We start from the raw sequence: 18,274 nt of genomic DNA, 5'->3' as shown, positions 1-18,274 counted from the left end.
GCGCTTTCTCAACAATTACCGCAATCGCTTGCGGGAGGAAGCCATGGCTCCGGCAATCATCTCAGTCTTGTTTCTCGCAAAATCTGAACCGCCCGAATCGCCGAGATCGAAGATGCGATCCACATCAGCGTTGGTTTCGAGTCCGGCCAGATCGCGGGAGACTAGCCGGCGAAAGTACTCTGCCAGAGATACTCCGAGCTGGCTAGCGCGTCGGCGCGCGTGTTGATGTGTCTCGCAGTCGAGGCTTACTTGCATGCGTGACGCCATTATGGTGCCATCATACGATCAAGCGATGAATAAGGCTGTCGATGAAATCTACAGGCTCAATCAGCGATGCTCGCCATCGTTCAGCCACCATTTCTTTTGTGCGCGACGAAAAGTGTAGTCTCATTCAATTATGAGCAAACCTGCCCTGGAATTTCTCGAGCAAGATGAGCCCGCATCAGTAGCACCGCGTGTAATTGATCTGCGCAGCGATACAGTTACGCGCCCAACACCGGCCATGCGACGCGCCATGGCGGAGGCGGAGGTTGGCGATGACGTTTACGGCGAAGATCCGACCGTAAACCGGCTGGAAGCCTCTGCGGCTCGCATCTTCGGACGTGAGGCTGCGCTGTTTGTGCCGACGGGCACGATGGGCAATCAGATCGCGATCAAGGTCCACACTCGACCTGGGCAGGAGATCATCTGCGAGGAGCGCGCCCACATTCTCGACTGGGAGATGGCGATGCCGGCACTGTTCTCGGGCTGCCTGATTCGCACCTTGCGAGGCGAAGACGGAATTCTGACCTGGAGCGAGATCAAGAACAAAATTCCTTCTTCCAGTTATGCGCGAGCCCAGACTGGGCTAATCGAACTTGAAAATACACACAACATGGCTGGAGGTGCGATTACTGCCCCTGAAGTGACGAACGAGATTTGCCGGCAGGCGCATGACCGCGGCATCCCAGTGCATCTGGATGGCGCACGCATCTTCAACGCGGCCGTTGCACTTGGGCGTCCCGTGGCCGAAGTGGCAGGCAAGGTCGACTCAGTAATGTTCTGCTTGTCAAAAGGCCTGGGGGCGCCCGTCGGATCGATGCTGGTTGGTAGTCGCAAATTCATCGATCAGGCGCGCTCGGTGCGCAAAGCTCTGGGTGGAGGCATGAGGCAGGCTGGTGTGCTGGCCGCTGCAGGCCTCATTGCATTAGAAGAGATGCCGAACCGTCTCGACGAGGATCACACCAATGCCAGATGGCTCGCTGGCTCGCTGGCTGACGTTCCCGGTATCAAAATCGCACCCGAAAAAGTCCGAACGAATATCGTCATCTTTGATATCAGCGGCACAAAGCTGGATTCAGCGGCCTTTCTGCAGCGCCTGAAAGAGAAAAATGTGATTGCCAGCGCGGTGAGCCAGTCGCTGGTGAGGTTGGTTACCCATTTTGACGTCACTCGCGAAGACTGCGAACAGGCGGTTGAGGCGATTCGAGCCGTGTGCGGCTAGCCGCGTAGGCGCCGCTCCGCCGAGCCGTGGTTCGCTCAACGTTCACTCAGACGCGGCCAACATGTGGGGCGGGTCGAAGTCTGCTGGGACGCATCGTTGCACTCGTCGCAAGAGCACCATCCCCTGTCTCATACTGCACAACTGCGTCTTATTACGAAGAACGAAATTTTTCGGTGTTCTTACGTTGTTTTTCGCTGTTCTTTCGGTGAAATTTGCGGAAAATGGGCGAAAAACAGCAAAGTCGGATTTCTTACGCTGTTTTTTAGGCTGTTAGCAGCGAAGTGCCTGCTCAGCGTTATCCACGGTAACCAGCATTTTCAATTTACGACAGCGTCAACGGGTTCCTCGTCGAGCAGATCGATCGGAACGCCCCTGCCTGGACTGATTCCCGTCTCCTGGATCTTGTAGAGCAGAGCGCGATAGCTGATGCTCATGGCCCGAGCGGCTCGCTTGCGGTTCCAGTTATGGGCGTGCAGAACTTTGAGGATGATTCGGCGTTCGAGTTCCCGGACGGCGTCACGAGTGGCCTTCTTGAGTGAGATTTTGCCGTCTGCTGGGATCACGGGATCGAAGCAATCGCCATTGCGCACTATGAGCTCTGAGGTGACGGCTTCGTCGTTGCCGAGGATGACGTAGCGCTTCATCAGGTTCTCAAGCTGGCGAATGTTTCCCGGCCAGGAGTAGTTCTGCATCATTTCGAGCAGCGAGGACGAGATCGGCTTTGGACGTACCGAGAATTTGTCGCAATAGAGCTGCAGGAAATAGTGGACGAGCATTGGAATGTCCTGTGCGCGATGGCGGAGCGGCGGCACTTGGATTTGAACAACATTGATGCGGTAGAAGAGATCCTGGCGGAATCGGCCGGATGCGACTTCGGTCTCAAGGCTGCGATTCGTCGCGCAGATTACTCTGACATCGACTTTGCGATCTTCCTGTCCGCCGATCCTGCTGAATTGCCCGTCCTGCAGAAGTTGCAGCAGCTTGGCCTGAATACCGAGGTCCATCTCCCCGATTTCATCGAGGAAGAGAGTACCGCGATTGGCCATTTCCACGCGACCGGGCTTCGCTGCGTACGCGCCAGTGAACGCACCGCGCTCATAGCCGAATAACTCGCTCTCAAGCAGTGTGCCCGGGATTGCCGGACAGTTGACCTTCACGAATGGTCCATCGCTGATGCCGGAGTGCTGGTGGATCATGCGCGCCATGATCTCTTTGCCGGTTCCGTTTTCGCCCGTGATCAGCACGGGAACGTTCGCCTGCGCGACAATGTGCAGTTTGCGCTGTAGCGACTGCATGCGTTCTGTGCTGCCGAAAACCACGCGCTCTGGCGGGAATCCAGCCAGGAGTCCTGAATGTCCATTCGCAAATGCGGTTGCGCTCACAGAGTCACTCTCCGAATCTGGCGCTTGCGAATCATGAGGCGACAGACTCCCGATGCATTTATTTGCATATTCGCGACCAACTCTGGAAATGGACGTTTTCGACTGTGGAAAACTACCGGGACGGTGCTGTAAACCGATGATTACGAGAACTTAATCTCGTTATTCCTGACCTTCGGTTTTGCTGTCTTACATGGTGTCGCCACATGTCCCTACTCGCACGATGCAGTGCAAATCGTTTCAGTTTTGAGATAAAGTGCTTTCCCTCAAGTACCGTTTCGGAGATCGGGAGACATCGCGCTTGTACGCTCTCGATCACAATATGGTGAGGGAAAGATGGACGATCAGCTAGCAATCCCGTGAACGCAAAAAGCCAGAGGTAATCACTTCGGTTACCATTCCGTGTGCACCGCTTTGCACTTACCGGAGTGGTGGAAACTCTTGATTTCGCAGAGAAACTCCTTTGAAATCAACACTTGCTCGGATCTTGCAGATGGTCGAGAAACTGCAATATAGCGCACAAGGTCCGGCAAGAGGGATGCCGGCCCGATAGGTAAGAGCGTTCGGTACCAATAGAGCGCCGGTCACCGGTACACGAGTCAGCTTTCTCGATATGTCGCTCGGATTGATTGCAGAACGCGAAAATCTCAGGAACAGGACCTTGCCCTTGGAAGAGAAGCGCGTACTCCCCAGATTTCCTCTGGAAATGCCGGTTTGGTTGCGGCTTCCCGGTTCAGACGCCACGGTGCATGCAAAGACTCGCGATGTGAGCGCGAGTGGAGTGTTTTTCTACGTCAACTGTGAAATCCAGGAGAACTCGGAGATCGAGTTCACCATGACGCTTCCTCCCGAATTGACGAGGACGGCAGCCATCCAAGTTTCCTGCAAGGGCAAAGTTGTACGTGTCCAGACCGATCCAGAGACGGGGAAAATTGGAATCGCGGCGGCCATTCACAGTTACGATTTTCTTGCCCAAGCCGCTTCCTCTGCCCTAGGGGATGCTTAGCGCAGTTCGCTTCGATTTGGTAACCATCTAGGATTACTCATAGTAGTTTCAGCCACTTCCGGCCGGATTTCTGCAAAACTTCTCTTGAGAATCGCAAAAAATTGCGATACTGTTAGCGGAGTAGGATTTAACGAGAGTGGCATCTTCGTGGGCTAAACCCCTCCCTCGGCCCTGAACAAAACCCTCGTGTGAATAACAATCAAGCAGCAGTTCCCGGTCATCGCGGATTTTCCCGCCGGAAACGGAGAAAAGCGTGTCTAGTTCCCCTGGTCAGGCTGTCGGTGGTACGAACCCGTCCGCCTCACGGCTTGAAATTGAAGACTCTCTGAAACAGGACATCTTCCGGCGCACGATTGCCCTGGCATCTGCCGCGCACGAGTTAAAGACTCCGCTTTCGGTGATGACTGGCTATACCGATCTGCTCCTTGGCCAGCTTCTCGGACCTCTCAACGAGCAACAAAGAAAAGTTCTGGAAGAGATGAAACAGAGCGGGCTGCGATTGCAGCGCTTTGTGCAAGACTTTCTCGCTTTTAGTGCACTGGAATCGGGCAAGATCCGTATCGGCAAAGAACTCGGCAATGTGAACGAGTGTGTCGCCGAAGTGTTGGAGCACTGGTCGAGCCGCTTCGAGCAGAAGCGCTTGCGCTGGGAATTTCGTCCGGACAGCGGTCTGAAACCGCTGCTCTTCGATCAGCTCAAGCTGCAGCACGTAATTTCAAATCTGATCGACAATGCGGTGAAGTTTACTCCAGTGGGCGGCAATGTCCGCGTGAGCACAGCTGCCTACCTTTGGGAACGACGCACTTATAGACAAAATCTGCCGATTGCAACTGAGCGGAGAACCTCAAGTAATTCTCAACCGAACGCGGTCCGCATAAGCATTTGCGATAACGGACCAGGCATACCTGCCGAATATCATCAGGAAATTTTCAACGAGTTTCTCAGGTTACAGCAGACCTCCGACTCCCACGGCATGGGTCTCGGACTTGCCATCGCGCGCCGTTTAATCGAAGCGCATGGCGGCAAGATTTGGGTCGAGAGTGAACCCGGTAATGGCAGCACGTTTTCTTTGCTTCTTCCGATGAGGACGAAAGAACAACAATGAACGCAAATCCCACCATTCTGATTGTTGATGATGAACCGAGCATGCTTCGCTATACGAAGACTCTGCTCGAGGTGGACAACTACGCCGTAGAAACCGCCAACAGCGGCTTCGAGGCGGTGAAGCGGGTTCGTGAGGGCTTGAGTCCAAGCCTCATTCTTCTCGATATGGCAATGCCCAGCATGAATGGGTTGCAGACGATCGAGGAATGCAAGAAGGTTCGTCCCGACCAGAAGATCGTTGTTCTTTCCTGTGTGAGTGATACGAGCACGGTCGTGCAGGCGATTAAGCTCGGCGCGCTCGACTACGTCACCAAGCCTTTCTACAAGTCGGAGCTCGATGCTGTCCTGAAGCGCTGCCTCGAACAAGACAAGTCGGAAAAGGGCAAGAAAGATCTGCAGCAATACTCAGTTTCCGACGATGTCGAAGTCGAGAATCTGGAAGACGATCTCTTCTTCCTCGCGGCCAGCCCGCAGATGAAGCAGATTCGCGCCCAGGTTTCGCTGGTCGCGAAAGTCGATGTTCCCGTATTGCTCCTCGGAGAAAGCGGAGTCGGTAAAGAAATTCTCGCGCGATTGATTCACAAGATGTCCATCCGCGCGCATCGTCCGCTGTTGAAGGTGAACTGCGCGGCGTTGCCGGCAGAACTGCTGGAAAGCGAACTTTTCGGATACGAAGCGGGAGCTTTCACTGGCGCGAGTCGTCCCAAACCGGGAAAGTTCGAGCTGTGCAACAAGGGCACGATCCTGATGGACGAAATCGGCGAGATGAGCACGCCACTGCAGGCAAAACTTCTCCACGTCCTGCAGGACGGATCGTTTTCACGCCTCGGCAGCCGCTCGAACATCACGGTTGACGTGCGCGTGCTGGCGGCAACCAACATCAACATTCAGGAAGCGATTGCGAACAAGACTCTGCGCGAAGATCTGTATTACCGGCTGAACGCGTTCACGATGCAGATTCCGCCGCTACGCGAGCGCCGCGAAGAAATTCCGCTGCTGCTCAAGCACTTCATGAATCGACTTTCCGAGCGGTATGCTCATCCACCTCTTGCCTACTCAGAACGTCTGCTGCGCGCCTGTGTGCAGTATCACTGGCCGGGCAATCTGCGCGAGTTGGGCAACTTCGTGAAGCGCTATCTCGTGCTTCAGGACGAAGACATGGCCATTTCCGAACTGGAGGCCAAGAGCAAGGGCCTCGGCGGAACGCCAGATTCCCCGAATGGAACTCCGGCAGGAACTCCGGAAGGCGGGCTGAAATCGCTCGTTCGCAGCCTGAAAGATGAAGCTGAGTTGCGAGCCATTGAGCAGGCGCTAACAGCCACAAACTGGAACCGTAAGCTAGCTGCGGCGCGGCTGAACATCAGCTATAAAGCCTTGCTTTACAAGATCAAGCAGTACCAGATCGTTCCCCCTGGCTCAAATCGGTTATCGGAGACTCGAACCGGCTTGAGGTAAGCTGTTGCACATGCCGACCGGCAACCGGGATGACCTTAAGGTTGTTGCGCACCTCGCCGATGGCTCGCTGATTAAGGGCTATCTGGAGCAAACCCAATCATTTGATCCTCTCGCCGCGGGCGCGATCGGGAGCACCCTGCCTCCTCAAGTCGCGCTTGAGCTGCAGGACGGCAGCAAGCGAACCGTCGATCTGCATACTGCGAAAGCCCTCTTCTTCGTTAAAACCCTCGAAGGACGGACCGACTACGTAGAGGTAAAATTCTTCGAGCGCAATCCGCAAATCGAGGGCCTATGGATCAAAATCCGCTTTAAAGACGGCGAGATTACCGAAGGCATCGTTCATAACTCTTTGCCATTCGTTTCCGACAAGGGCTTCTTTCTCCGCCCTCCAGACCCTCACAGCAATAATCGCGTCGTATTCGTCGTGAAATCATTTCTCAACGATTTCCGCGTGCTCGGAATTCGCTCTGAGTATTGAAGGTCGAGTCGGCTTTGGATCTACTATCCGTAACGGCATCGCAGCGCATTCGGACTTCGACTCCCATACAATAGGTTCGCATTGTTATGGCTACCTATCTGATCACGGGAATCGCCGGCTTCATCGGATCCAATCTCGCGCAGGAACTCGTCCGTCGCGGCGAGACTGTGCGCGGTTTCGACAACTTCGAAACCGGAAAACGCGAAAATCTTTGCGGATTGGAGCGAAAGATTGAATTTCGCGAAATCGATCTTCTTGACGCCGAGGGCGTCGGCGAAATGTGCCAGGGCGCGGACTATGTTCTGCATCAAGCCGCACTCGCGTCTGTTCCCAGGTCGGTAGCGGATCCGCTCAAGAGCCATGAAGCAAATATCAACGGCACTTTCAACCTGCTGCTCGCAGCGCGGGACGCCAAGGTCAAGCGAGTGATCTATGCCGCCTCCTCGTCTGCATATGGCGACACGCCAACTTTGCCAAAGCAGGAAACCATGCAGTCGAATCCCATTTCCCCTTATGCCGTGCAAAAGCTGACAGGGGAGCTTTACCTCAGCTCATTCCACAGTGTGTACGGTCTCGAGACGGTGTCGCTGCGCTACTTCAACATTTTTGGACCGCATCAGGATCCTACTTCCCAATATTCCGGAGTGCTGGCTCGCTTTATTTCCCAAATGCTTGCCGGAGAGACCTGCACAATTTTTGGCGATGGAGAGCAGAGCCGCGACTTCACTTATGTTGAGAACGCCGTGAACGCGAATCTCTTGGCGTGCGCAGCTCCGGCGGAGAAGGTCTGCGGCAAGGTTTTCAATGTTGCCACCGGAGATAGATATTCCTTAAATGAAACATTCCGAATGTTGTCCGGCATTATCGGTTACTCGGGAAAGCCTCGTTACGCAGAGCCCCGGACTGGAGACGTGAAACATTCTTTAGCGGATATCTCACGCGCAAAAGCAGCTTTCGGATACGAGCCGACCGTCAACTTCGAAGAAGGATTGCGGCGTACGGTCGAGTGGTATAAACATTCGTTCGCTGCCGCATCGAATTGAAGCGGTTTCTCAGCGTCTAGTGGTCAGGTTGACTAGCGCTCCACGTCGACTGAAATCCGCTCTTCCGAGCACCGCATCATCCCCCGGCATACAATCGGCACTGAGGGCCCGAACCGATGGCCAAATGCGCCGTCATCACAGGTATGGGCGTAGTGAGCCCAAACGGAATTGGAAAAGATGCATTTTGCCGCGCAATACTTGCGGGAAAGAGCGGAGTAAAGCGCATCTCGCGCTTTGACACGAGCAATTTGCCCGTGCAGATTGCGGGAGAGATCACCGATTTCGATGAGTTCGCGTGGATCGATGCGCGCGAACGTAAGCACGTCTCTCGTGCAGTGCCTTTGGCAATCGCGGCCTCTCATGAAGCGCTGAAGGATGCCGGATTCGTTCCTGAATCCATGAGCATGGACGAGAAGCGCGACGTGGGCGTAATGCTGGGCAGCGGAGGCGGAGCGCAGGAGTTCAGCGAAGAGCAATACCGCCACTACTTTCAGGGGAATGTAAAGCAGGCAAGCTTATTCAGCATTCCCAGTGGAACGATGGGAACGTTGTCCAGCGAAGTGAGCATGCGCTTCGGCTTCCGCGGCTTTAGCCACGTATTCACAACAGGCTGTACGTCATCAACAGACGCGCTCGGCTACGCGCTCCGACAGATCCAATTCGGAACTCTTCCGGTGCTGCTCGTGGGAGGCGTCGACGTACCGCTCGCACCCGGGATCATGAAGGGCTTTTGCCTGATGAAGATCATGACGACTTCCTGGAATCACGATCCGGAGCGAGGCTCGCGTCCTTTTTCTCAGGACCGCGATGGCTTCGTTGTAGCCGAAGGCTCATGGATGTTTGTGCTGGAGGAGTACGAACACGCCCGCGCACGCGGAGCGCACATATATGCGGAGATCGCAGGATACGGGTCTACCTGCGAGGCCTTCCATCGCGTGCGTTTGGCTGAATGCGGCGAGGAACCGGCGCGCGCGATTTCTATAGCAATGCAGGAGGCTGGTGTGACCTGCAGTGACATTGATTATGTGAACCTGCATGGCACGTCAACTCAGCTTAACGATCGCATTGAAACTCGAGCACTCAAGCTGGTCTTGGGCGAACGCGCACACTCCACTCCTATGTCGGGACTGAAATCCCAGATTGGGCATCCGCAGGGCGCCTGCGGGGCAGCAGGAGTCGCGGCGACGCTTGTTGCCATGCATCACTCGCAGATTCCCCCCACCATCAATCTTGATAACCCCGATCCCGACTGTGACCTCGACTACGTTCCCGAAGTTGGGCGCAAGCACGAGGTAGAGCACGCGGTTTGCAATTGTATTGCGTTCGGTTCAAAGAACTCCGCGCTGGTTCTGCGAAAAATCCATTAACCACGGAGCCACTGAGGACACGGAGCGCAGGTTTAAAATTGCCTGCATGAATCTCGACCGCATCCAATCAGCGCTGCGTGAGCGCAACTTTGACGCCTGGCTCTTCTACGATCATCATCATCGTGATCCCATTGCGTATCGTGTCCTCGGCTTACGTCCTGACCTGATGGTCACACGCCGCTGGTTCTATCTCGTGCCTGCAACCGGCGAGCCTCAGAAGCTAGTGCATCGTATCGAGGCGGGCCATCTGGACACGCTGCCCGGCTCCAAGCGCAGCTACTCTTCCTGGCAGGAACTCCAGCGCAACCTGCAGGAGATGGTGAAGCCCTATCCGCGGTTGGCCATGCAATACTCGCCGCAAAACGCGATTCCCTATGTCGGACTGGTTGATGCCGGCACCGTAGAACTTCTACGCACGTTCGGAGTGAACGTTCTCAGCTCCGGCGACCTGGTCAGCGAGTTCGAAGCTGTGCTTACAAATGAGCAAATTGCCAGCCATTACGCGGCACGCGACGCAGTCGACAGAATTATTCCTGAAGCATTTAAGGTGATCGGCCAACGGGTTCGCAATGGTGGAACCAATGAATTCGAAATTGCACAGTGGATTCTCGAAGCTTTTCGTCGAGAGAACCTGCTGTCACAAGATACCCCGATCGTTGGCGTGAACGCTCACAGCGGCGACCCGCACTTCGAGCCTCGCGCCGATCGCACTGAGCCTATGAGAGAAGGGGATTTTGTTCTGCTCGACGTATGGGCAAAAACCAAAGATCCCGAAGCCTGCTTCTACGACATCACCTGGACCGGCTTTATCGGTAAGAATCCAAGCGATCGTCAGCGCGAAGTCTTCTCCATTGTGCGCGACGCTCGCAAGCTAGGCTCCGAAACGGTGCAAAAGGCTTTTGCTGCAGGGCGGAAGATCGCCGGTTGGGAAGTAGATAAAGCCGTAAGGGACTTCATTTCCAGCAAGGGCTACGGCGACAAGTTCGTTCACCGCACCGGGCACAATATCAGTTCGGCGATACACGGCAACGGCGCCAACATCGATAACTTCGAAACGAAAGATGAGCGTCAGATTCTGCCGAATACCTGCTTCTCTATTGAGCCGGGGATCTATCTCCCGGAATTTGGAGTTCGCAGCGAAGTGAATGTGCTCACTCGCCCGGGGAAGGCCGAGGTGACAGGACGACAACAGGAAGAGTTAGTTTTGATTTGAGCGATTTTTTGTCATTCCGAGCGGATGCTCACGCGTGCAGTTCGCGTGAGCAGGAGAGAGGAATCCCTACCGACACCACAAGCTTTTAAAACCGGGGTTGAAGTTGATAGGGATTCCTCACGCCAAAAGCAGGCGTTCGGAATGACAGCGCTAATTCATTCCCGAATTGGGAGCGCCCTCTCCTTCTTCTTTCTGCTGTGGCGGCTTCGGCAACTCCTTCTCGATCGGCTTGCGCGGGAACATCTGATCGCGCATAGCGGCGTTATAGACGAAATCCGCGACAATCACAGCAATCTGTTTCAAGTCGTCGAACTGCAAACGATCGTAGACGTCCATGTTCGAGTGATGCGTGCGCGTCTCATACTCGATTGGATCCTGAATGAACTGGAATCCGGGAATGCCAACGGCGTCGAATGAAAGATGATCGGTGCCGCCGGTATCGCGCATCGTGAGCGTATCCATGCCCAGATCTTTGAAGGGCTTCATCCAAGCCTCAAAGATCGGCTGCACGGCGGCATTACCTTGCATGTAGACACCGCGAATCTTGCCCGTGCCGTTATCGATGTTGAAATATACCGAGACCTTCGACTGCTCCGGCTTCACCGTCATCGGTCCAGCCTCTCGCCGACGCAGGCTAGGCGTGCCTTGCTGCAGGCCGGTCAGCGGCGGGCGCGACCCAAAATGGTGCATGACATACCACTGCGAGCCGAGCAACCCTTCTTCTTCGCCGCTCCATAGCCCGATGCGGATCGTGCGCCGCGGCTTCACATCCAAAGCCTTCAGGATTCGCACGGCTTCCATCATTACGATCGACCCGGCGCCGTTGTCGGTCGCCCCTGTACCGCTATGCCACGAATCGAGGTGAGCGCCGAGCATCACAACTTCATCTTTTTTGTCGGTTCCGGGAATCTCGGCAAGCGTGTCGTACTGATCGTCGGCGTCGTACCAATTACTCTTGACGTTCACCTCAAGCTGAACAGGCTGCTTGTCTTCGAGCAGACGCGCAATGCGGTCCCATTGCTCGATTGCCATCGTTATCTGCGGTACAGCGGCTTGTGGCTGATTCTTCTGATAAGGACCGCCCGATTGCACGAAAACCGTTCCGCCACCGGCGGTTCCTCGGCTGTGATCGATAACGGCAAGCGGCTTTTCTTCCGCAAAGAATGCGTTCAGGTCGCGCTGGAACTGCTGCCGACGCTGTATGTCTTCGGGGCTGAAGCGCGGCTTCTCACTGGGAATTTCGTAATCGGCGATATCAGTGAGCGATTTGTCCGTATAGCGCTCGTATGGAGCTTCAACAATGGGCTTTACTTCGGGCATGTCGCCGAAGATGACGATCTTGCCCGCCAGCTTGCCTTTGTACTTAGCAAAGTCCTGCTTGGTCTTGATATCGGCGCGCACACAGTCGCCATGCACGGCGCCATCCGTGCCCGGCGTCCAGGCCTTGGGATATGCGATGAAGGTCTGAATATCCGGCGAGAGCATGCGGACGTTGACGTAGTCATTCGACCATCCGCGACCGAAAGGTCCCCAGGATTCCAGATGCGCATTGACCAGACCGAACTTCGTGAGCTCGTCGCGAGTCCAGTCATTCGCGCGTTTCATGTTAGGAGAGCCGGTGAGACGCGGGCCGATCTGCTCCAGCAATCCCTCGGCGATCTCGCGGATATGCGAATTACGGAATCCCTCGTACCGGATTTTCGTGACCATGTCGAGATCGACTTTTTCCTGCGCTTGCGAAAACGAATAGAGAGGCAGAAGTAAAAGCACACAAAGACAACAGCGTGTCGCAACCTTCACGTTGTGACCTCCAATGAAATGATGAAATGTATGGGGTTCGCGCCTGCCTGTGGACGCGCACTCGCCGCACTCGATGGAGTGCGGGGAGAATAGTAACAGGTGCGACGGCTTTGTTCTGTCATTCCGAGCGGATGCTCGCGCGTGTCGTTTGCGTGAGCAGGAGAGAGGAATCCCTATGGCCAAGACAAACCGACGTTCATGAGCGTCCGTAGGGATTCCTCCGCCAAAACCAGGCGTTCGGAATGACAGACAAAGCCAAGTCCAGCCGACAGCCGTCACTGTGGGAGTGAGCGGCGGCTGATAGAATCTGCTCAATGTCCCAGACCGCCAACGTGGAGACTCGTCCGGCTGCCGACGTCGTGCGCAGCGCCAAAGTCGCGCAAGCGGCTAACGGCATCTGCTACACGATGTTTGGCGAGAACACCATCTCGCGCGAGGACCTGGAGCGCGTGATCGGAGCCGTGCCGCCGGCGATCGCCGCCGCCTTGCAGCGCAAAGCGTATTACTTCGTCCCGCTCACGGTCGGCGAAGGCGACGAAACCCGTATTGCCGAGCGCTACGAAACCGAGCTGAGCGACCGCGCCGTATGCCATCGTAACTACAACGTCGGCAACTCACAGTGCGTCTTCATCTCGACGCGCGTAATGGAAGACAAGTTCTCCGTTGCTTTCGAGTTCTTCATCAATGTAGGCCATGCGTTTGTTGAGAAGGCCGGCGTTTCGGAAGAATTCGCGGCGATTGTTTGGAAGCAAGCCGAAGCGAATGTCCGCGGAGAAAGCAGCATGGACGCCTTCGAACTCCGAAAGTTAGCAACAGGACACTCCGGCGATCGCGAAAAGGCCCGCAATGAATATCTGAACACGACGTTCGCAGACGCGATTGCCGTCTATCTTCTGTCGCTAGCAGTCGATGTTGACTACTACGACCTGCGCGAACGTGATTACCCGCTCCTCGTGCCGGGCTCTCTCGCTGAGCGCTTGCGAAAAATCGCAGAGCTCTTTCCTCCCGTTCCGCCTTACGAGTTTGTGATTCACTACCGCCGACGTTAGAAGAGCGAACACGAAGGTCACGAAGGTTTAAACCTGAGGTCACGGAGTCTTCGGCCCAAAAAAGCGGCAGCCTTTCGGCTGCCGCCTTGAACTTAATAAAGGTCTTCTAAAACATCAGTCGAACTCCCAACTGCACCTGTCTCGGCGAGTAGGCGAAATTACTGTTGGCATTTGTAACTTGGCCGAACAACAGAGTACCTGTGTTGTCCACGTTTGGAGTCAGTATCGGAGCCGCCGCCGTTCCACCCGTTTTGTAACCCAGCGTAGTAATTCCGGTAGCGTTGAAGTGATTGAGCAGATTGAATGCTTCGCCCAACAATTCAAGGCTATAGCGATCGTGGAAAGCAAAATGTTTGGAAATGCGAAGATCCACAACTTGCGTTCCCGGGAACCGGAAACTGTTGCGTTGAAGAATGGGCAATCCGGAGCGCCCTCCTGAGCCGTTGATGGTGCTGCTCAGTAGTGCGCCGGTTCCACTTGGAGCACCGCCCGAGGTGGTCAGTGAGTAGGGAAGACCGTCCTGAATCTGGACGAGCGGCGCAATCTCCCATCCATTGCTGAGTATTCCTTTCCAGCCATCTAATCTCCAAGGCGTTTGCGCCACCGCGTTAAACACAAAGCGGTTGGGCACATCGTAGATCGAGTTTCCCTTTTCCAGACTGAGATTGTATGGATCAAAAAGGTCGTTAGTGTCACTGAACGTGGATTCGTTTTGGTTGTAGTCAATCGCATGCGCCCATGTGTAGTTCGCATTGAACTCGACGTTCTTGGTCATGCGATGCGTGAATTGCGCAGCAAGCGCATTGTAAGAACCATTCAGCCCACTGAAGACGTCAGTCATGGAGCCGAACGCTGAATTCAGACGCGCGGTATAGAGCGGCATACTTACGACAGTGCCTGCCGGTAGAGGACCGCCCGGTTGAATCGTGTAGCGGATTGTAGAAGTAGCAGGAGCAATATTGCTGTCGACAAAACCAGGTAGCTCGCGCGAATAACTCCCCAACCAGCTAAGCGAGACAACATTGTTATGTCCTAAATCGTGCTGGAACGTGAGATCGGCCTCGTGGATTTGAGGAGCCTGGAAATGTTTGTCGAGGAAAACAACATTAGGTTTGGCAGTCGTTGCGCCAGTCGGAAGTGATGTGAGGATCTGGGGGAACGGAGGTGCGCCAGGAGTCGTGTTACTCGTTCCATTAAACGTAAACGATGCCTGGCCGGAGGGATTGCCAGTGTTGATCAATGCATTGTAGATGGTCGAATTAATGATTCGGCCAAAGAAGATGCCATAGCCGCCTCGTACAACGGAAGTACCGTTGCCGGAGAGGTCATATGCGAAACCAACGCGCGGTCCCAAGTTGTTCTTGTCAGACGGTAAAGCGGTGCTTTGCGGTACGAGGGTGTTGGGGAACTTGGGATCAGGCATAGTTTCGTAATCCCAGCGCAGGCCGAGGTTTAGAGTAAGCCGCGGAAGAATCTTCCAATCATCCTGGGCAAACAAGCCGATATCGCTGTTCTGGAACTCAAGTCCCAACGGTCCGAATCCTTGCTGGTAGTTGCTGTAGCAGGGCAGGGTATGCGCTGCGCCGCAACGGTTCGGCGTTGTGAGGTCAGAGACATAGTTTTCAAAGCTTGTGTACAAGAATTCGCCAAATTGCAATCTGAGATTTTGGCTTAAATCATCGGTGCGCAGAATGTCTCCGCCAAACTTTAGATTGTGATTACCGTGAGACCAGGTAATTGTGTCGGCAAATTGAGTGCGTCGTTCATCGGGGAATGCGGCACGATCGAGGAAAGTCGCGGTTCCAAAATTGAACGAATTGAAACTGAAGAATACGTTCGGCGGAATTCCTAATGGATTGGTATAGCCCGTTGGATGCAGCAGATGTGCCTGTTCATAGGCATTTGCGGGTTGCGGGTGCTCGAATTCGAAATCTCGACCGTATTGAAACCGGGCTTCATTCGCCAGTGTGTTTGTAATGAATGTGTTGAGCTTGGCGATGCCCCAGGTATCCTTCACGTCGTCATTCCCAAAGCTTGAATTCGCAAAATTGACGTTTGCCTGCGTTTGAATACCTGCGGGCGAGTGCCAGCGCATCCTGTTCAGTTCGAATGATGCATGGTTTTTGCTGCTGATATTCCAATCGACTTTTGGCAGGAAAATGATCTGCTCGCCTGTTCGAGGAACTGTTCCCAATTCGCCAATGAAGTCATTCTGGGCAGTGGTGTACAGCGTCTGCGCGGCGGCGGTTGTGATTCCAAGATTGCCGGAGAGGGTATTCAATTGTGAAGCTGTTGGAGCGGCAAAGAAAGCAGTCGGATTGGTTAGCGCAGCGACACCGGGGAAGTTGCGCCGGAACTGATCATAGTTGAAATAGAAGAACAGCCGATCTTTGATGATTGGACCGCCGATCGAAAGTCCCCAGATCTTTCTCCAGTCTTTCGGCTTAATAACTGTTTTCGTAAATTGGCCGGGACCGGTCTGGGCGAAGACTGTCGTGTATGGGTTCTTGGCTCCCCAATCGTTATCTCGATCATAGAAATACGCCTCTCCGTGCAGTGCGTTGGTGCCGCTCTTCGTCACAGTGTTAATAACCGCACCTGCCGCTCGACCGTATTCCGCCGAGTAGTTTGATGTGTTTACCTGAAATTCTTGTACCGCGGTTTTCGGAGTCGAATATCCCGCTCGAGTGCGCCCACGCTCCTCGGAGAAGAAAGCTTGGTTGTTGTCGGCTCCATCCACCGTGTTGTTGTTCAGGAGCACACTGACTCCACGCACGCTGATGAGTCCAAAGCCGCTGCCGTTGTTCAGGACTGTAGGAGTAAGAAGCGCAAATTCAGACCAGCGTCCACCATTGATCGGGAGATTCTGGACTTGAGTCGCATCCACGACGGGCGCGAAATCCGGCGAGCTTGTGTTGATTTCTGGAGTCTCTGCGGTCACGCTGACCGTTTCCGCAGCCCCCGCAACTCCGAGTCGCGGCGAAACATCGGTCAAACTGCCTACTTGAACCACGACGTTCTCAGCTTTGTAGGGCGAGAATCCCGTTGAGTTGACGGTTACGGTGTAGGTCGCCGGCTGAAGCTGGCGCACACGGTAGTAGCCCGAGGCGTCAGTCGTGATGCGCTGTTCGGCGTTGGTGCCGTTGTTGTGGACTGTGACGGTGGCATTGGGCACGACTGCACCGTTGGCGTCGTAAACGGTGCCGCCAATCGCGCCGTCAGTTGTTGATTGAGCGAGGCCACTCACGCACAGCAGCAGAGATGTGGCAAGCAAGGCAAAGATTCGCAGGTATCCGCGTGAATCGGCAAAGCGCACGCTGAGCGTACTGCTAATTTGCGACAGCATATATTCGAAGCTCCTGTAAGTTGACAGCATCAAGCGAAAATCTACCTATCAGTCAGGCGTCCGGTCAGGAGAGCCCAGGATCCGGCAGCCTGGAATCCATGAAAACTGGAAGGGGGACGTTGCAATCTATCATCGCTGAGCGACAGTTTTCCATACCAAGATTGATCGATCGTGAATTTTACAAAGAGTGCAGCAAGAGTAGTGCAGAGGATATTCACAGCCGATACGGGATTTTGTAGCTTGGGACCGAGTGTCATGCAAAATCTATGAAAGTCCGGAAATCCGCGTTGAAATGGGCAGCTTAGTCAAACGATTGCACACCGCTTTCCAACTCCCGTATAGTCGAGCCTCTTATCGTCGATACAGCATGAGCAAAGACGTTCCCATGGGCATCCACGCCGAATTGACACATGTAGTCGAACACAAGCACACGCTCGCAGGAATCGATCCGAAGTTGCCGCCAGTGCTGGCTACGCCCTGGATGATCGGGTGGATGGAGGGTGCTTGTTATCTGGCGCAGGAGCCTTATTGCGAAGATGGGGAAACGACTGTTGGGACAGCGATCCATGTGGATCACCGCGCACCTACCGGTATCGGAGAAACAGTTGTCGCCGAGGCCGTGTTGGAGCGCATCGACGGGCGATTCTTCATTTACCGGGTAACTGCTCGCAATGAGCAACAGTCAATCGGATCGGGCACAGTGCACCGCGCTGTTGTGAATGTGAAGAGGTTTTTGGACAAGATCAGGAATACCTAACGTGGAGCCGGGCGTCCTCGCCCGGGTGCTTGGTGTAATTCCATATTGCTTGTAAATCCACGGCCGATGGAACGGATCAGAACACGGTCCACGCGGAGGTAACAGTTCCAAGCAAAACACCCGGGCTAGGGCGCCCGGCTCCACGTGATTCACCAAGATATTGCGACCAAGCTCGCGCTCTCGAAATCAATTGACGGAACATCAAAGAGAGGAGACTTCATGAGCACGGCCGTATCGGTCCCAGATCTCAGCTATCCAATTGGCAAGTTCCAATATGAAACTCTGATGAGTGCAGCGCAGCGCACGGCTGCTATCGAGGCGATTGCGCAGACTCCGGCAAAGATGCGCGAAGCTGTGCGCGGACTCAATGCAGCTCAGCTCGATACGCCGTATCGTCCGGGTGGATGGACAGTGCGGCAGGTCGTGCACCATGTGCCTGATTCGCACATGCACGCCTTTATCCGAACCAAACTGGCGCTCACTGAACGCGAGCCTACGATCAAGCCGTACGACGAAAAAGCATGGGCAACTCTCGCCGACGTGCCTAACACGCCAATTGAAACGTCGCTCACGATGCTCGACGCTGTGCACGAACGCTGGAATCACCTTCTTCGCGCCTTGACCGATGCCGATTATTCCCGCACCTTCCGCCACCCCGAACATGGAGTGCGCACGCTGGACTGGATGGTTGCCCTCTATGCCTGGCATGGGCGGCATCACGTGGCGCACATAACCAGCTTGCGACAGCGAATGCGATGGTGAGGAATCGGGTCATCGGGTGATCGGGCCATCGG

15 protein-coding genes are annotated in these 18,274 nt (G+C 54.8%); 11 read left to right on the top strand and 4 right to left on the bottom strand.

From position 1 onward, the window contains the following. Positions 1-15: 15 nt before the first annotated feature. On the bottom strand, positions 16-255 hold the full coding sequence (locus tag VFU50_10995; GenBank protein ID HEU5233380.1) for a hypothetical protein: 240 nt from the start codon (positions 253-255) through the stop codon (positions 16-18). A gap of 142 nt (positions 256-397) precedes the next feature. Here VFU50_10995 and VFU50_10990 point away from each other — a divergent pair, with 142 nt between their 5' ends. Further along, a complete protein-coding gene (locus VFU50_10990; protein HEU5233379.1) occupies positions 398-1,483 on the top strand; it encodes a GntG family PLP-dependent aldolase in 1,086 nt (361 codons plus the stop codon). A 317-nt stretch (positions 1,484-1,800) separates the two neighbouring features. Here the strand turns inward: VFU50_10990 and VFU50_10985 are convergent, their stop codons facing one another. Continuing rightward, positions 1,801-2,865, bottom strand: a complete 1,065-nt coding sequence (locus tag VFU50_10985; GenBank protein HEU5233378.1) for a sigma-54 dependent transcriptional regulator — start codon at positions 2,863-2,865, stop codon at positions 1,801-1,803. A gap of 664 nt (positions 2,866-3,529) precedes the next feature. Here VFU50_10985 and VFU50_10980 point away from each other — a divergent pair. From VFU50_10980 to VFU50_10950, 7 genes are all read left to right on the top strand, one after another. Then, positions 3,530-3,868, top strand: a complete 339-nt coding sequence (locus VFU50_10980) for a PilZ domain-containing protein (protein ID HEU5233377.1) — start codon at positions 3,530-3,532, stop codon at positions 3,866-3,868. Between the two features lie 253 nt (positions 3,869-4,121). Continuing rightward, on the top strand, positions 4,122-4,973 hold the full coding sequence (locus VFU50_10975) for a HAMP domain-containing sensor histidine kinase (protein ID HEU5233376.1): 852 nt from the start codon (positions 4,122-4,124) through the stop codon (positions 4,971-4,973). Then, the gene (locus tag VFU50_10970; protein ID HEU5233375.1) at positions 4,970-6,427 is read left to right on the top strand and encodes a sigma-54 dependent transcriptional regulator; all 1,458 of its coding nucleotides are present in this window, start codon (positions 4,970-4,972) and stop codon (positions 6,425-6,427) included. Before VFU50_10975 ends, VFU50_10970 begins: the two co-directional genes overlap by 4 nt. A 10-nt stretch (positions 6,428-6,437) precedes the next feature. Further along, positions 6,438-6,905: a hypothetical protein gene (locus tag VFU50_10965; protein ID HEU5233374.1), complete on the top strand. Its 468-nt coding sequence runs from the start codon at positions 6,438-6,440 to the stop codon at positions 6,903-6,905. A gap of 86 nt (positions 6,906-6,991) precedes the next feature. Further along, entirely contained in the window at positions 6,992-7,948 is a 957-nt protein-coding gene (locus tag VFU50_10960) for an SDR family oxidoreductase (protein ID HEU5233373.1), read from the top strand. Positions 7,949-8,064: 116 nt separating this feature from the next. Further along, positions 8,065-9,315 (top strand): beta-ketoacyl-[acyl-carrier-protein] synthase family protein, encoded by a 1,251-nt coding sequence (locus VFU50_10955; GenBank protein HEU5233372.1) that lies wholly within the window; start codon positions 8,065-8,067, stop codon positions 9,313-9,315. Positions 9,316-9,361: 46 nt separating this feature from the next. Next, a complete protein-coding gene (locus VFU50_10950; protein HEU5233371.1) occupies positions 9,362-10,528 on the top strand; it encodes a M24 family metallopeptidase in 1,167 nt (388 codons plus the stop codon). A 150-nt stretch (positions 10,529-10,678) separates the two neighbouring features. On the opposite strand, the gene VFU50_10945 is transcribed toward VFU50_10950, so the two are convergent. Then, positions 10,679-12,298 carry a M20/M25/M40 family metallo-hydrolase gene (locus VFU50_10945; protein ID HEU5233370.1) on the bottom strand — a complete coding sequence of 540 codons (1,620 nt, stop codon included), beginning with the start codon at positions 12,296-12,298 and terminating at the stop codon, positions 10,679-10,681. Between the two features lie 344 nt (positions 12,299-12,642). Between VFU50_10945 and VFU50_10940 the strand changes: the two genes are divergently transcribed. After that, a complete protein-coding gene (locus VFU50_10940) occupies positions 12,643-13,377 on the top strand; it encodes a hypothetical protein (protein ID HEU5233369.1) in 735 nt (244 codons plus the stop codon). 106 nt (positions 13,378-13,483) lie between these two features. Here the strand turns inward: VFU50_10940 and VFU50_10935 are convergent, their stop codons facing one another. Beyond that, positions 13,484-16,723, bottom strand: coding sequence for a TonB-dependent receptor (locus VFU50_10935; GenBank protein ID HEU5233368.1), 3,240 nt, complete (start codon positions 16,721-16,723; stop codon positions 13,484-13,486). A 367-nt stretch (positions 16,724-17,090) separates the two neighbouring features. Between VFU50_10935 and VFU50_10930 the strand changes: the two genes are divergently transcribed. Beyond that, positions 17,091-17,480, top strand: a complete 390-nt coding sequence (locus VFU50_10930) for a thioesterase family protein (GenBank protein HEU5233367.1) — start codon at positions 17,091-17,093, stop codon at positions 17,478-17,480. 219 nt (positions 17,481-17,699) lie between these two features. Then, positions 17,700-18,242 carry a putative metal-dependent hydrolase gene (locus VFU50_10925; protein ID HEU5233366.1) on the top strand — a complete coding sequence of 181 codons (543 nt, stop codon included), beginning with the start codon at positions 17,700-17,702 and terminating at the stop codon, positions 18,240-18,242. The last annotated feature ends 32 nt before the right edge of the window (positions 18,243-18,274 follow it).

This window comes from Terriglobales bacterium (assembly GCA_035764005.1).
Classification (GTDB): Bacteria; Acidobacteriota; Terriglobia; order Terriglobales; family Acidobacteriaceae; genus Gp1-AA112.
This window is presented reverse-complemented; position numbering and strand designations above follow the sequence as displayed.